General features: G+C 64.1%; 16 protein-coding genes. 5 read left to right on the plus strand and 11 right to left on the minus strand.

From position 1 onward, the window contains the following. Window positions 1–7 precede the first annotated feature (7 nt). On the plus strand, window positions 8–928 hold the full coding sequence (locus tag AC1TPF_RS12240) for an alpha/beta hydrolase (protein WP_482138637.1): 921 nt from the start codon (window positions 8–10) through the stop codon (window positions 926–928). A gap of 25 nt (window positions 929–953) precedes the next feature. Here the strand turns inward: AC1TPF_RS12240 and AC1TPF_RS12245 are convergent, their stop codons facing one another. The 3 genes from AC1TPF_RS12245 to AC1TPF_RS12255 form a co-directional block, all read right to left on the minus strand. Beyond that, window positions 954–1,820, minus strand: coding sequence for a glycine betaine ABC transporter substrate-binding protein (locus AC1TPF_RS12245; protein WP_482144172.1), 867 nt, complete (start codon window positions 1,818–1,820; stop codon window positions 954–956). 8 nt (window positions 1,821–1,828) lie between these two features. Next, a complete protein-coding gene (locus tag AC1TPF_RS12250; RefSeq protein WP_482144174.1) occupies window positions 1,829–3,022 on the minus strand; it encodes an NAD(P)-dependent malic enzyme in 1,194 nt (397 codons plus the stop codon). Between the two features lie 88 nt (window positions 3,023–3,110). Further along, window positions 3,111–3,731 (minus strand): MarC family protein, encoded by a 621-nt coding sequence (locus tag AC1TPF_RS12255; RefSeq protein ID WP_482138632.1) that lies wholly within the window; start codon window positions 3,729–3,731, stop codon window positions 3,111–3,113. A gap of 121 nt (window positions 3,732–3,852) precedes the next feature. Between AC1TPF_RS12255 and AC1TPF_RS12260 the strand changes: the two genes are divergently transcribed. Further along, a complete protein-coding gene (locus AC1TPF_RS12260; protein ID WP_482138631.1) occupies window positions 3,853–4,923 on the plus strand; it encodes a magnesium and cobalt transport protein CorA in 1,071 nt (356 codons plus the stop codon). Window positions 4,924–4,959: 36 nt separating this feature from the next. On the opposite strand, the gene AC1TPF_RS12265 is transcribed toward AC1TPF_RS12260, so the two are convergent. Further along, window positions 4,960–5,490, minus strand: coding sequence for a TetR/AcrR family transcriptional regulator (locus AC1TPF_RS12265; protein ID WP_482138629.1), 531 nt, complete (start codon window positions 5,488–5,490; stop codon window positions 4,960–4,962). Window positions 5,491–5,534: 44 nt separating this feature from the next. Between AC1TPF_RS12265 and AC1TPF_RS12270 the strand changes: the two genes are divergently transcribed. Next, the gene (locus AC1TPF_RS12270; RefSeq protein ID WP_482138627.1) at window positions 5,535–6,383 is read left to right on the plus strand and encodes an LLM class flavin-dependent oxidoreductase; all 849 of its coding nucleotides are present in this window, start codon (window positions 5,535–5,537) and stop codon (window positions 6,381–6,383) included. An 11-nt stretch (window positions 6,384–6,394) separates the two neighbouring features. Here AC1TPF_RS12270 and AC1TPF_RS12275 read toward each other — a convergent pair whose 3' ends face one another. Continuing rightward, window positions 6,395–7,018: a suppressor of fused domain protein gene (locus AC1TPF_RS12275; RefSeq protein ID WP_482138625.1), complete on the minus strand. Its 624-nt coding sequence runs from the start codon at window positions 7,016–7,018 to the stop codon at window positions 6,395–6,397. Window positions 7,019–7,193: 175 nt separating this feature from the next. Between AC1TPF_RS12275 and AC1TPF_RS12280 the strand changes: the two genes are divergently transcribed. Together AC1TPF_RS12280 and AC1TPF_RS12285 are read left to right on the plus strand one after the other, a co-directional pair. Beyond that, window positions 7,194–7,928 (plus strand): metallophosphoesterase family protein, encoded by a 735-nt coding sequence (locus tag AC1TPF_RS12280; RefSeq protein WP_482138798.1) that lies wholly within the window; start codon window positions 7,194–7,196, stop codon window positions 7,926–7,928. Further along, window positions 7,918–8,781 carry a chromosome partitioning protein ParB gene (locus AC1TPF_RS12285; protein ID WP_482144175.1) on the plus strand — a complete coding sequence of 288 codons (864 nt, stop codon included), beginning with the start codon at window positions 7,918–7,920 and terminating at the stop codon, window positions 8,779–8,781. The genes AC1TPF_RS12280 and AC1TPF_RS12285 overlap by 11 nt, the downstream gene beginning before the upstream one ends. An 18-nt stretch (window positions 8,782–8,799) precedes the next feature. Here AC1TPF_RS12285 and AC1TPF_RS12290 read toward each other — a convergent pair whose 3' ends face one another. The 6 genes from AC1TPF_RS12290 to AC1TPF_RS12315 all read right to left on the minus strand — a co-directional run bounded on the left by AC1TPF_RS12290 (window position 8,800) and on the right by AC1TPF_RS12315 (window position 15,018). Next, complete coding sequence (locus tag AC1TPF_RS12290) at window positions 8,800–9,972, minus strand: ABC transporter ATP-binding protein (protein ID WP_482138622.1); 1,173 nt, start codon at window positions 9,970–9,972, stop codon at window positions 8,800–8,802. Window positions 9,973–9,975: 3 nt separating this feature from the next. Further along, window positions 9,976–10,806, minus strand: coding sequence for a carbohydrate ABC transporter permease (locus AC1TPF_RS12295; RefSeq protein WP_482138620.1), 831 nt, complete (start codon window positions 10,804–10,806; stop codon window positions 9,976–9,978). 6 nt (window positions 10,807–10,812) lie between these two features. Continuing rightward, entirely contained in the window at window positions 10,813–11,751 is a 939-nt protein-coding gene (locus AC1TPF_RS12300) for a carbohydrate ABC transporter permease (protein ID WP_482138618.1), read from the minus strand. After that, window positions 11,748–13,262: an extracellular solute-binding protein gene (locus AC1TPF_RS12305; protein ID WP_482138617.1), complete on the minus strand. Its 1,515-nt coding sequence runs from the start codon at window positions 13,260–13,262 to the stop codon at window positions 11,748–11,750. Before AC1TPF_RS12305 ends, AC1TPF_RS12300 begins: the two co-directional genes overlap by 4 nt. 219 nt (window positions 13,263–13,481) lie before the next feature. Continuing rightward, window positions 13,482–13,964 carry a YflT domain-containing protein gene (locus AC1TPF_RS12310; protein WP_482138615.1) on the minus strand — a complete coding sequence of 161 codons (483 nt, stop codon included), beginning with the start codon at window positions 13,962–13,964 and terminating at the stop codon, window positions 13,482–13,484. A gap of 100 nt (window positions 13,965–14,064) precedes the next feature. Then, on the minus strand, window positions 14,065–15,018 hold the full coding sequence (locus AC1TPF_RS12315; protein ID WP_482144700.1) for an HpcH/HpaI aldolase/citrate lyase family protein: 954 nt from the start codon (window positions 15,016–15,018) through the stop codon (window positions 14,065–14,067). Window positions 15,019–15,075 lie beyond the last annotated feature (57 nt).

A 15,075-nucleotide genomic window follows, 5' to 3' on the forward strand; every position in this document is an offset into this window, starting at 1 on the left:
TCGAGCGATGAGTCCTTCTCTGGCCCTGTCGATTCCACTCAGCGAACGTCTGTTCAAACCCGTCTTCCGGCTGGCGTTGAATGCTCGGTTGACGCCCACCGTTTCGCGACGGCTGCTCGATGCCAGCGCATTACTGATACCTCCGGTCGCCGATCAGGTGATCCGCAAGATCGTTCTGGGCGGCCTGCCTGCCGAACGGATCACCGTCGGACCGACCCAGCACGCCCAAGCGATCCTCTACCTCCACGGCGGCGCCTATGTCACCGGGTCGCCGAGGTCCCATCGCGGCCTGACAACCAGTTTGGCGGCGGCCGCCCGGGCCGAGGTCTATGTCCTCGATTACCGCCTGGCGCCGGAACATCCGTGCCCGGCAGCAGTCGACGACGCGGTGGCTGCATTTCGCGATCTGGTGACGCGCGGGTACGAACCCGAGTCCATCGCCATCGCCGGTGACTCGGCAGGCGGCGGATTGAGCGTGGCGACCGCACGGGTCCTGATCGACGAGCACGGCCTGCGCCCGGCCGCGCTGGGACTGATCTCGCCGTGGGTTGATCCCACGGCACGGCAGGACGACAACGGCACCGACATCGTTGTCAATGCTGCCTGGGCCAACCGAAGCGCCGAAATGTACCTCGGCGACGGCGATCCCGACGATCCGAGGTATGCACCCGTGCGCGGCGACCTCACCGGGCTACCGCCGACCCTGGTCCAGGTCGGCCGGCCGGAGATGTTGCTGCAGCAGGTCACCGACTTCGCCGGCCGCCTCGAGGCGGCCGGGGTCGACACGACCTTCAGCGACCTGGGTCGGCTCTGGCACGTCGGGCACGTGGCCGCACCCCTGATGCCGGCGGCCGCAGCGGCGGTCGACGAACTCGGCGGCTTCCTGACCGGGCACCTGACCAGAACCAGCGCGGACGTCGAGACTTAGCGGTCGTCCAGACGTAGGGGGGCGGTCAGCTGCTGTGTTCGGCCAGCCAGCGACCGGCCACAGCCGACACCTCGGCACCGCCGTCGACCTGCTCCGCCATCGTGGTGAGGTCGGCGGTGGTCAGCTCTCCGGCAACCTTGTTCATCGCGCGGAACAGGTCGCGGTCCAGGGCCGCGGTCCGGAAGACCGGCACCAGATCCTGGGCACGCAATGTGTCGGTGGTATCGGCCAGGGCCTGCAGCCCGGAATCGTCGCCGACGACGCCCAGCGCCGAGAACAGTCCCGCGGCCCGGCCTGCCGCGACCTCCGCGATGGCCTCGTCGACACCGAGCACCACCGGTGATGCGAAAGCACAACCGGCACTGCCCAACTCGGTCAGCGTGACCGGGTCGGGCTCGGTGACGGTCACCAGTGGCAGACCGGCCGGGAGTCGACCACAATCGGAGAGTTCGTCGACGTCGGCCGTGGTGGCCAGTTCCGACGAGATGTACACGAGCGTCTTGTCCTGCACCGACGTCGCATCACCCACCGAAACACCCTGCGGTAGTGCCTGATTCAACTCGTTGTAGACGTCTTCGGCACTGCGGCCGGTGGCACCGGGATTGAGTTGGCTGAGCAACTCCCCCGACCAGGTCGGCATCAGATCGACCGAACGCTCGTCCATCCCGGCCAGCAGCTCGGAGTAGTCGCCCACCGGGTGATCGTCGGAGACGTCGGCGCCCGCGTTCTGCAGAGCGCCTGCATAAATGGCCGTCACCACGCGGCTCGGGGTGTCCGGGGTCGACCCGGTGACCAACGGCTGCGCCGTCGGGCCGGGTTCTGAGCATCCCCCGAGGATCAGTGCGCCTGCCAGCACCAACGCCGGCAGCATCCGCCGAGACCCGCGGTTCATGAAACTGCTCACTCAGCGGCGACCCGGGCAACTGCGGCGGCGACCGCAGGCGCGACCCGTGGATCGAGCGGGCTGGGCACGATCATCTGCGCCGACAGATCGTCGCCGAGCACCTCGACGATTGCGTCGGCGGCAGCGAGTTTCATCGCCTCGGTGATGCGCCGGGCGCCTGCGTCGAGCGCACCCCGGAACACGCCGGGGAAAGCCAGCACGTTGTTGATCTGGTTGGGGAAGTCGCTACGCCCGGTGGCCACCACAGCCGCGTACTTCGCCGCGATCTCGGGGTGGACCTCCGGATCGGGGTTCGACAGCGCAAAGATGATGGCGTCGGAGTTCATGGTCGCGAGCGCCGCCTCGGGCACCTTGCCCGCACTGACGCCCACGAAGACATCGGCGCCGACCAACGCGTCCGACAACGATCCGACCCGGCCATCGGGGTTGGTACGCGAGGCCAGCTCGGCCTTCACGTCGTTGAGGTCGGTGCGTCCGGTGTGCACGATGCCCTTGCTGTCGATCACGGTGACATCGGCGATACCGTCGGCCAGCAGCATGTTGGTACACGCCACACCGGCGGCACCGGCACCGGAGATCACGATCTTCAGCGAGCCACGGGGCTTGCCGAGCAGTTTGGTGGCGGCCTTCAGCGCGGCCAGGACCACAATCGCGGTGCCGTGCTGATCGTCGTGCATCACCGGGCAGTCGAGAGCCTCGATGACCCGCCTCTCGATCTCGAAACAGCGGGGCGCAGAGATGTCCTCGAGGTTGACCGCACCGAACGAATGCCGCAACCGAACCAGGGTTTCGACGATCTCGTCGGGATCCTTCGTGCTCAACACCAGCGGGATCGAATCGAGGCCTGCGAAGTTCTTGAACAGGGCAGACTTGCCCTCCATCACCGGCAACGAGGCCAGCGGCCCGATGTCGCCGAGTCCGAGCACTGCACTGCCGTCACTGACAACTGCCACCAGGCGGTTGGTCCAGGTGTAGCGGCGCGCGAGTTCGGGGTCGGCCGCAATCGCCCGGGACACCTCGGCAACGCCGGGTGTGTAAGCAATGGACAACGCCCGCTTGGTATCGAGAGGCGCGGTGATGTTCACCGACAATTTGCCGCCTTCATGGCCGGCAAAGATCTCCTCGCGGGTGATCGTTGTTGCTGCACTGTCATCGTTTACGGGCGATTCGGCGCCCCGGGGCTCGGTCACGGCGACAACGCTACTTCAGATGACCGGGCTCACACTCCAAGACCTCCGGATCGTGAGCATCAGGCAACATTTCGATCGGTTCGAGTCACTAGCCTGCGACGATGAAGCCCCGCACTGAATCGGCGATCAACTGGACCGCGATCGCCGCGAGCAACAGGCCCGCGATCTTGGCCATCAGGGTGATCCCGCCGATACCGAGCACCTTGATCAGGACCGTCGAGAAGCGCAGCACCGCGATCAGCACGATGTGGACGGTGATGATCGCGGCACCGATCGCGAGGTAGGCGGCGGTGTCACCGTCGGCCTGACTGACGTTGACGATGACCGCCGCGATGGCGCCCGGACCGGCGAGCAGCGGGGTCCCGAGCGGCACCAGCGCGACATTCACATCGTCGGAGACCGACTGCGGATTCCCGGCGTTACCGAGGCCGGTCAGTAGCTGCAGCGCCACCAGCAGCAGCAACAGTCCCCCGGCGCCCTGCAACGCGGGTATGCCGATGTGCAGGTAGCTCAATATCGCGTTGCCCGCGATCGCGAACACCGTGATCACCAAGAAACTCACGGCCGGTGCCTGCCAGGCGGCACGGTTGCGCACCGCAGGCGGACGATGACCGACCAGCGACAGGAACAGCGGCACCTGTCCGGGCGGGTCCATGATCACCACGAGCGTGATCAACATGGTCAGGTAGAGCGTGGTGTCGAAGCCCATGGCGCACAGTCTCTCACCTGATTCGCAACCCATGGCCGATGGCGACGCCGGGTGGTATGGAGGGCGTACGATCTTCGAGGGGTCGAGTCTGAGTTCGACACCCGCAACGAAGGAGGCTGTCATGCCCTCGCGGCCACATCTTCGCCCCGGCGCCGTCGAACCGAAAGTCGCGGCACCGGTGCCGATTCCACCATCACGAGCGGTTGTCGACTGCGCGGTGTACGTGGAGGGTCACCGCCTGCCCGGCATGCGCACCTTCTCCGGCGCCCTCAAAGAGGTCCAGACGACCGGTCGAGGCTATGTCTGGGTCGGTCTGCACGCCCCTGACAACCGCCAGATGGAAAGTGTCGCAGAGGCTTTTGGGCTTCACGAACTGGTTGTGGAAGATGCGGTCCTGGCACACCAGCGCCCCAAACTGGAGCAGTACGACAACATTCTGTTCCTGGTGCTCAAAACCGTGAAATATCTTGAACACGAAACACTTCAGGTCGCCAACGAAGTCGTCGAAACGGGCGAGATCATGGTGATATCGGGCCCCGACTTCGTCATCACGGTCCGCCACGGCGATCACACCGGATTGGCGGGAGTGCGCAAAGATCTCGAAGCGCGTCCCGAGCTGCTCGTGTTGGGACCCAGCGCGGTGATGCACGCGGTGGCCGACCACGTGATCGACACCTATATCGACGTCACGGCACGCATCGAGGTGGATGTCGACGCCATGGAAGAGACCGTCTTCTCTCCCGGCCGCCGGGTCGAGATCGAACCGGTGTATCTCCTCAAGCGTGAGGTGATGGAACTACGGCGGGCGGTCGATCCACTCGAATTGGCACTACGCCGCCTGACCGGATCCGAGGACAAGCTGGTGCCCAAGGAAGTGCGCCGATACTTCCGCGATGTCCAAGACCACCACAGCAGCGTCAACGAGCAGATCGCGAGCTACGACGAGGTGCTGACGTCGCTCATCGATGCGGCCGGAGCCAAGGTGGGTATCCAACAGAATACCGACATGCGCAAGATCTCGGCCTGGGTTGCAATTGCATCGGTGCCGACGATGGTCGCAGGTATCTACGGCATGAACTTCGAGAACATCCCCGAGCTGCAGTGGAAGTACAGCTACTTCATCGTGCTGGCCTTCCTCGTCGGCGTCTGCACTGCGCTGTGGCGCACGTTCCGCAAAAATCATTGGCTCTGAACACGTCTCACGTTTGAGCCGGGACATCCTGCTTCCTCAGTCGCCGAGCCCGGCGACCTGACGCAGCTGGGCGAGAAACGACGCACCGTTGTCGTCTGCGGGAAAAAGGTAGTGGCAGATCGCGATACGCGCGATCGCGCCTGCGGTCGTGGCGCCACCCTCGCCAGGGAATTCGGGTGCAATCCATTGCTGCACAACAGGTAGCACGCGTTCGATCTCGCCCAACTCATGCTCGGGTTCGATGAGGATGAGGTTCCGGAGCGGATAGGAGTTGTGCGACTCGACCATGTACCGCAACAGCGCCTCGAGTCGTTCGCGGCCGCTCAATCCGTCAACCGCGGCCGCCACCGCCGCGCGCACCCGCTCCTGCTCGTGCTGACCGAGCGCATCCAGTAGCGCTTCCTTCGATGGGAAGTACCGGTACAGCGTGGGCCGCGACACCTTCGCAGCCGTCGCCACCTCGGACATGCTCAACCGGCTCGGACCCATCCGGGCAAGCACCGTCGCCGTCGCCCGGAGGATCCGCGTCCGGCTGGAATCGCTGTCACCACGCCCATCAATCGTCACATACACACTTTACAAGAACTGGAATATCTGTAACATTCTGGCCCATGCCTCCCACATCCACACAGGTTCCTCCGATGAAGTTCGGTTACTACACACCGAACTTCGACTTCTGCGGCGACGCCCGGGTTCTCGCAGGCCTGGCGGCGGACGCCGAAGCGGCCGGATGGGACGGATTCTTCCTCTGGGACCATCTGCAATTCACCGAACCCGTGGTCGACCCGTGGATCGCACTCGCCGCGATGGCATTGCAAACCGAGCGCATCCGATTGGGCACACTGGTCACCCCGGTCCCCCGACGACATCTGGGCAAACTGGCTCGCGAGATCATCACCCTTGACCATCTCTCCGGCGGACGCCTGACCCTGGGGGTCGGTGCCGGTTACCCGTACCTCCCCGACTACGCCGCATTCGGCGACAGCAGCGACCCCAAGGAACGGGCGGAAGCGCTCGACGAAGGTCTCGACGTCCTGGCTCAGCTCCTGAGCGGACAACCGGTGAACCATCACGGCGACCACTACGACATCGAATGCGCCGCATTCACACCCACGGTGCAGCAACCGCGGGTACCGATCTGGGTCGCCGCGTCGTGGCCGGCCCGCAGCCCGCTCCGGCGCGCTGCGCGGTGGGACGGACTGGTCACCGCCGGTACTTACGGACTCGACGTCGCCCCGGAGGATGTCCGCAGCGCGGTCGACTACGTCACCACCCATCGCACTGGCGAGGATCCCTACGACGTCATCAGATTCGGCACCACCGAGAGTCCGTCGGACAACGCCGTTGTCGAGGCATGCCGCACCGCCGGTGCAACCTGGTGGATCGAATCGAGCTTCACCGCGGGCGGTGATCTCGAGGCCACCCGCAAGCGGATTGCACAGGGCCCGCCCCGCCTCTGACCGGTCGGGGCTCAGCCGATGGTGGCGCCGGCGCGGACCGGATCGCGGACGTCGATACCCGCCTCGGTCCAGGCGCTGCGCAGGGCGTCGAGACCTTTCAAGCGAACCCAGGCGGCCTCGTTGGCAGTGATCGGGATGGCCCGGAAGAACATCACGTCTTCGAGGTCGCCGGGCAGCGGGCACGGTGCGACGGCGTCGGCCTCCAACACCACGGCCGTGCAGTTCGAACCCTCCCAGAGCGGCTCACCGAGGTCGATCAAACCGTCGGGGGTGAGCACCAGGCCCTCGACCGCCGGTGCCGCCGCCAGCATCGCGACGCTGCGATGAAGTCCCGGCAGCGGCGACGCAGCGTACATCCGGACCACGATCTCGCCACGGGGACCAACGCTGGGATCGACCAGCATCTGATCCGGCTCACCCATCGGATGGCGGCTGCAACCCAGTGAGACATAGGCGACCTCGACAGCCCCGTCCGAAGCGCCCCCGGCAGCATCGAAACCGCCGGTGAATCGCAGTACGTCAATCGATTCCAAACCCAAAAAGGTCACCGATGCCCGCTGGGGCTCCGCACCGGAGAATGCCTGCTGAAGGTGCGCCGACACCCGTTCGATCACCGACGATTCTGAATCACTCATTGCACTGCCTAGTTAAACACCACCATCTTCGGTATCTCGACGGCCCCACGAGGCTAGGGTCGATGAAATGGCTGAGGTCGGCGAAGTGGCTAGGGTCGATGAAATGGCTGAGGTCGGCGAAGTGGCTAGGGTCGATGAAATGGCTGAGGTCGGCGAAGTGGCTAGGGTCGGTGAAGTGGTACGTGTGCTCGCGGTCTCGGACGAAGTCGTCGACAGCCTCCAACATGGGGCGGCCGACGAACTCGCGCCTGACCTCATCATCGGTGCCGGCGACCTGCCCTTCGACTATCTCGAAAAGCTGATGATCCGGTTCGAGGCGCCCTGCGTCTTCGTGCCAGGTAACCACGACCGCGACCTGAGCGGGTACAAACGCACACGTAGCGGCTGGACCAGAGCCGGACTACCGACCACAGACCCCGGTCCGCAGGGGGCGGTGAACGCCGACGGCCGGATCGTGACGGTCGCCGGACTGCGCATCGCCGGGCTCGGTGGCAGCATCCGCTACAGCGACGGACCCAACCAGTACCGCGAGGCCACCCAGCGCCGACACGCCAACCGGCTTGCGCTCCAACGGTTCCGCTACCGTTTCACACCCGGGTTCGGTGACATCGACATCCTGCTGACCCACAGCCCGCCCCGCGGTATCGGAGACGCCGAAGACGGACCCCATCGCGGTTTCCGTTGCTACCTGCCGCTGATCTACCGCCTGCGCCCACAACTGTTGGTACACGGACACATCCATCCTCACGGACAGACGCCGATGGACCACACGATCTTGCACAAGAAACGAAGGCTCGGTGGGTCGCTGCGTTCGAGCACGATCTCGATGAACACCGTCGGATACAGCGTCTTCGACATCGAACCGGGCGGCGGCGAGATCACGGTCCAACGGAGGCGACATGGCTCGTGACACCGGGTTTCCCGGCCCCGACGCCGAAAACGACTTCAGCAGGCAACGTCGAAAAGCCGAACTGGCCCGGCTGTCGGCCTGGCTGACCCGGCAGCCTGCCGACGTCAACACGATTCTGCCGTTCGACGAAGTTGTTGCCGCCTTGGGCAAGACCGGTGAAACCTACCTCGGCCTGGTCGTTGTGGAAGTCTCCACGATTGTCGGAAGCGTCGACCGCACCCGCGATTTCGACCGCTACTTCCGGCCGACATCGGCCCGGGTGCGAGAACGATGGCAACGGCTCGCCGCCGCCCAGCGCCGAGGCGAATCCGTACCACCGGTCCAGCTGTACCGCATCGGCAAGATGCATTTTGTCATCGACGGTCATCATCGCGTGTCGATCGCCATCGCCCGGAAATTCAGCACGATCGACGCCTATGTCACCGAGATCCACACGCGGATATCCCCCGAGGGCATCAATGCCCGCTCGGACCTGATCATGAAGGATCACCGTCGGCTCTTCTTGTCCCGCGTCCCGCTGGAAGGCAAACAGCGCGAGGCGATCTCGTTCGACGACCCCTTCGACTACGCCGAACTGGCAGAGAACATCGAAGCGTGGGGTTTTCGGCTCAGCCAGGAAACGGGAACATTCCTTCACCGGGCCGAGGTCGCGCGCCGCTGGTTCGGCGAAGAATTCCTACCGGTGGTCAGGATGGCTCGCCGCGCGGAGGTCCTGCCCGACATCGACAGCGACGCCGAACTGTATCTGTGGCTGGCGTGCGAGCGTTACCGTCTGGTGCGCAGGCACATCTGGGATGAGGAGATCATCGACGAACTCCTCACCCGCGCGCGTCGTCGCCGCAAGCTCCCCTGATGCCCTGACCGCCGGCCCCTACAAGCTGAGGTTTGCGCCGCTGTGCTGGTCGAACACCAGGACCTTCGAGGTGTCGTAGAACAGTTCTGCCTGCTGCCCCTTGGCGATTGGCGACTCGGGTGAAAGCCGTGCGATCAACTGACCGCTGCCCATCTCCTGACCGGCATCGGCCGCGATCTCGGCCAGCGCGGCAGACGATGCCTGTCCGCCTTCGATGTTGAAGTACGCGTAGTTGTCCGAACCCATCGACTCGAGCACCGTGATCTTCGCGTCGAATGTCGCGCCCCGCGACTTCGCAATCGCATCAACCAGATTCGCGTCCTCGAAATGTTCGGGCCGGATACCGATCAGCACCTCACCGTTGCTCTTGACCTGCTTGGCGTTGTCGATGACCTTGCCCACGTCGATGGGTACGACCTCACCGATGGCGGTTTCGATGCCGGTCTGGGTCAATCGTCCCGGCAGGAAGTTCATGGACGGCGACCCGATGAATCCGGCAACGAACAGATTCGCCGGCGAATTGTAGAGCTCGGCGGGCGTCCCGATCTGCTGAACATTGCCCGCCCGCAGCACCACGACCCGGTCGCCGAGGGTCATGGCCTCGGTCTGGTCGTGGGTCACGTATACCGTCGTGGTGCCCAGGCGCTGCTGGAGTACCGCGATCTCGGTCCGCATCTGCACGCGCAGCTTCGCATCGAGGTTCGACAGTGGCTCGTCCATCAGGAAGGCCTTGGGAGAACGGACGATAGCCCGGCCCATCGCCACGCGCTGTCGTTGACCACCGGACAGATTCGACGGCTTGCGGTCCATGTACTGACCGAGGTCGAGGATGCGCGCAGCTTCGTCGACCTTCTCCGAGACCTCTGCCTTGGACAGTTTCGCCAGGGTCAACGGGAACGCGATGTTCTGGCGCACCGTCATGTGCGGATAGAGCGCATAGGACTGGAACACCATGGCGATGTCGCGGTCCTTGGGCGCCTTCTCATTGACCCGCTCGCCGGCGATCCGCAACTCCCCCGAGGTGATGTCCTCCAGGCCGGCAATCATGTTGAGCGTTGTCGACTTCCCGCAGCCGGAAGGGCCGACCAGGATGATGAACTCACCGTCGGCGATGTTGATGTTCACATCGTTGACGGCCACCGAACCATCCGGGTATTTCTTGGTCACCTGGTCCAGCACGATATCGGACATTGGTTATCCCTTCACAGCGCCGGAGGTCAGACCGGCAACGATTCGACGTTGGAACAGAAGGACAAAGATGATGATCGGGATCGTGATGACCACAGCCGCCGCCGCGATCGATCCCGTGGGTTCTTCGAATTGGCTGCTGCCGGTGAAGTTCGCGATCGCCACCGGAGCCGTGATCGATCGCTCCGTCGATGTCAACGAGATGGCCAGCAGCAGGTCGTTCCAGGCGAAGATGAACACCAGGATCGCCGCGGTGACGATGCCCGGCGCGGCCAGCGGCGCGATCACCTTACGGAAAGCCTGTGCCGGAGTGGCGCCGTCCATCTTGGCGGCCTTCTCCAGCTCCCAGGGAATCTCCCGGAAGAAGGCCGACAACGTGTAGATCGCCAGCGGCAACGCAAAGGTGATGTACGGCAGGATCAGACCGGCCCAGGTGTCGAACAGACCGAGCCGGCGTTCGATGTTGAACAACGGTGTCACCAATGAGATCTGCGGGAACATCGCGATCAGCAAAGCCGCGCCCACCAACGCCTTCTTGCCCGGAAAGTCCAGGCGCGCAATGGCATAGGCGGCCATCGTGCCCAGGGCCACGGCGATCACCGTGGTGATCAACCCGATTCCGATCGAGTTGCGCAGCGCCGAGGTGAATGCACTGGTCTCGAAGATGCTGGTGTAGTTGTCCCACGTCCATTCGGACGGGATGAAATTACCGTCCTTCACCGACCCCGGTGGCTTGAACGAAAGGCTCATGATCCACAGGACCGGAATCAACGCGTAGACCAACACGAGCAGGTTGACGACCGACCACCCGATACGGCGTCCCATCAAATTATTCATCGGTGCCTACCGCCCCTCGTTGTCAGAGCCGGGCGCCGAGGCCCCGAACAACTTGATGAAGATGAACGCGATGATCGCAACGCAAAGGAAGATCAACACGCTGATCGCGGAGCCGACGCCCAGGTTGAACGCCTTGAACAGGTTGTCGTAGCCCAACATCGAGACCGAATAGGTGTTGTTGCTACCTCTGGTCAGGATGTAGATGTTGTCGAATACGCGGAAGGCATCGAGGGTGCGGAACAGCAGCGCCACCAGGATCGCGGGCTTCATCAGCGGAAGAATGATCCGCCACAGCCGAGTCCAGGCACCGGCACCGTCCATCTGTGCCGCCTTGAGCAGATCGTCCGGGACCAGAGCCAATCCGGCCAGGAGCAGCAGCGCCATGAATGGTGTTGTCTTCCAGACCTCGGCGAGGATGATGATCGCCAATGACGGCCACTGCTCGGTGAGCGGTGCGCTGCCGTCCGGCAGGAGGTTCGCCAGATAACCCGTACCCGGTGTCCAGGCGTAGTACCAGGAGAACGCCGCGACCACGGTCACGATGCCGTACGGGATCAAGACCACCGTGCGGATCGCGCCTTTGGCAAAGAGCGTGCGGTGCATGACAAGTGCGATCGCCATGCCGAGCACCAACTCGATGACGACCGACACGACCGTGATGAACAGCGTGACACTGAGCGCCGTCCACCAATAGCTGTCGGTCAGTACGGTGCCGTAGTTGGAAAACCAGATGAACTCGTCATCGCCGGGCGCCGACAGGCTCGCCTTTTGCAGACTTAGCCAAAAGGCATACACGATCGGGTATCCGGTGACGAGGATCATCATGATCACCGCCGGGGTGATCAGCCAGAGGCCCAGCCGCCGCTCGGCCCGCTTGCCCTCACTGAGCGGGGGCTTCTTCTTTTTCTTGCTCGGTGCAGATTCTCTGTCCATCGTTGCGGTCATGGGATCAGTCCCTCCCCTTTGATGGCCTTGTCGACCTGTTCGGCGAGTATGTCGACCATCGGTTCCGGATCCCAGGAGCCGACCGGGCTGAGCTTTGCGGTTATCAGCGTCGAAATCGCCTGGTAGTCAGGCGAGGCCGGGCGCAGTGCGGCCGAACCGGTCTCCAACTGAGCCTTGATCGCATCGCCCATCGGGTACGCGGCCTTGAACTCGGGGTCGCTGTAGATGGACTCGATCGTGGGAGGGGTGCCACCGCTGATCGAGTACAGCTTCTGTGACTGCTCGTCGGTCAAACACTGAGCGGCCTTGAACGCCAGTTCTTTTTGCTGCGAGGTGTCCGCAACCGCGATGTTGACGCCACCGAGCGTCACTTTTGACGGCTGATCGGCTTCCACACCCGGGTACCTGGCGAAGTCGAACTTGTTCCGCACCAGGTCGTTGGCCGGAGCCAGATCCTCATCGGCAGGCGGATTGTCGGGATCGGCGAACAGCGGACCGAACTGCTGCTGCACCTCCTTCATGAACGCGACGTCACCGGCGGCGGAGTTCGACCGGATCGACGGGAACACGAACGGCCAGTTGACCTCGAAGGTGGCCAGGCCGCTTTCCATCCCGAGCCGCGCCGACGACTCGTCACTGTTCGTGATCGAGGGATCGGCGCCAGGCGCGGTGGCAACAGCTTTCAGTGTCTGCAGCGCCCGCAGCGTGGCGGCCCGGTGTTCGGGGGTGTCGTTAAGTGTCTGCTTGTTGGGGTTCTCCGGGTCGAGTACCTGCCCACCGGCACTGACGAGGACCGAGTTGAACCACACCATCAGGCCCTCGTATTGCTTGCCCTGCACCATGATGTAGCTCGGTCCGCCTGCTTTGCGGATCTCTTCGTTCTCGACCAGCATCTGGTCCCACGTCGTGGGCGGGGTGGTCCGGTTCAGATATTGCTGGAGAACGTCTTTCCGATACCAGAGCAGCTGGGTGTTGGTCCAGGTGGGAATCGCGTAGAGACGCTCTTTTTCGTCTTCGTCGGTCTTCCACAGCGCGGTCTCGACCGGCCCACCGAGCGTCGTGTCGGCGATGGTGGCGGCCATGTCATCCGGGACCGGTTCGATCCAGCCCGCGTCGGCGAACTCAGCGGTCCACACCACATCCATGCCCATGAGGTCGAGGCCCTTGTCGTTGCCTGCGAGCCTGCGCGCCAACTGCAGCCGTTGATCGTCGGCGGCTTTCGGGAGGGCGAATGTCTTGATCTTGTATTCGCCATTCGAATTCTTGGTGCAGGTATTGCCGGCCTCTTCGATGAATGAGGCACCATCGGCGGGCGCGTAAATGTTGATTGTTCCGGCGGTGTAACCGGAACCGCAGGCGCTGATCACCGGGAGCGCCACAGCGATTGCAGCGCACGACAATCCGAATTTCTTGAGTCCGCCGTATTTCTTCGGCCCCGAATCCTGGGACGCCGCTCCGTCAAAACCTGTGGACAATTCCCCGTCCACGGGGCGATCGCCTGTGCGCTTCACGCAGCCTCCTCGATGCGTCGGAGGTGCGCGCGGTCTTCCAAGCACACCTGAATGCCCAGCACTTACGTTATAGGCGTCAAAACGTGACGCGCAGCACTATGGACATAGTTGTACTAAGAAGTCATCGAATAGCGCAAGGCAACGCCGTTCCAGGCGTGTCGCAGCGTCGTCGGCGTAACGCGGTGGGGCCGCAGGCGTGTCGCGACCGGCCGGATCCGGCTAGGGCTGCAGGCGGGTCAACATGTCGCGGGCCCGTTCGGCGCTCTTCGGATCGCACAGCACGTCGTAGCGGCCGGCAACCAACTGCATCGTCGATGCGAAATCCCGTTGTCCCCTGGTGGCCGCGTAGGGGATCGACGTCGACACGACTCCGAAGATGACGCCGCCGACGAGGCCAATTATCAACGGCATCAACGGGTCCTCGACAACGATCCCGACCAGCAGACCGAAGAACAGACCCAGCCAGGCTCCGGACACGATCCCACCGCCGATCACCTTGCCCCAGGTCAGTCGCCCCAGAACCCGTTCGACCTGCATCAGGTCGACACCGACGATGGTGACATCCTGCACCTCGAAGTGCTCGTCGGCCAGGAAGTCGACGGCGCGTTGCGCTTCGGCGTAGGTCGTGTACGAACCGATCGGCCACCCCTTGGGCGGTGTGGGCAGGCCTGGTCGTGGATTTGGTCGCATCGGATTACTCATCGTCACCATGTCCTTGGGTTAGGTGCTCGGTCTTCGTGCTCGGGTCTACGTGCGCTGGCCTACGTGCGCCGACTTACGTGCTCGGGGGCCGAATGCTGCTTCAGCCCTTCGTGGACGCTTCGGCCGGTGTCCGGGTCATGCCCGCGGCCCGCCCCTTGGCGGCGATCACCTCGGCCATCTTCCGGCTCGCCTCATCTATCATCTCACCTTCGAAGCGGACCGCACCGCGCTCGCCGCCTTCGGCCGACGTGGCATGCGCGTACGCATCGAGGAGGTTCTCAGCGGTGTCGTAGTCGGATTGACGCGGGCTGAAGACCTCGTTGGCGATGTCGATCTGGCTCGGATGAACCACCCACTTGCCGTCGTAGCCGAGCGCCGCCGACGCCTCCGCGACCGCCCGGAACCCCTGCGCATCATCGATTTTCAGGTAGGGACCGTCGATGGCCCTCAGACCGTGTGCACGCGCGGCGACCAGGATGGTCATCAACACGTGATGATGCGCGTCGCCATGGACGTAGCCCTGCGGTTGCTCTCCCACCGCCAGGCCACGCATACCCAAGCTGGCCATCATGTCGGCGGGACCGAGCACCAGTGAACGCAATCGGTCACTCGCCGAGGCGATTTCGTTGATGGCAGCCAAACCCTGGGCATTCTCGATCTGCGCCTGCACGCCGATCTGCCCGACCGGCAACCCCGAATTGATCTCCAGCTGGCGCAGCAGCATGTCCAATGCGGTCACCTGCGCGGCAGATGTCACCTTGGGGAGCAGTATCGAATCCAGATGTGCACCGGCACCCCGCACCACGGTCACCACGTCGTCGAGGGTCCAGGGCGTGGTCCAGTCGTTGACCCGGACGACCCGGGCCTGGCCGGCCCAATCAGCGGCCGCGAGCGCAGTGACGACCGCGGCCCGACCGGCCTCCTTCGCTCCGGGGGCCACGGCGTCCTCGAGGTCGAGGAAGATCTCGTCGGCAGGCAGACCGCGCGCTTTCTCCAGCATCCGCGAACTGCTGGCGGGTACGGCGAGAATGGACCGGCGGGCGGCGGCGTGCATGTGACTCCTCGTGACGATGGTGTGGCGTTCGGTCATCTACTGGCGACAAGAGCTTCG

Source organism: Williamsia sp. Y853 (genome assembly GCF_056786495.1).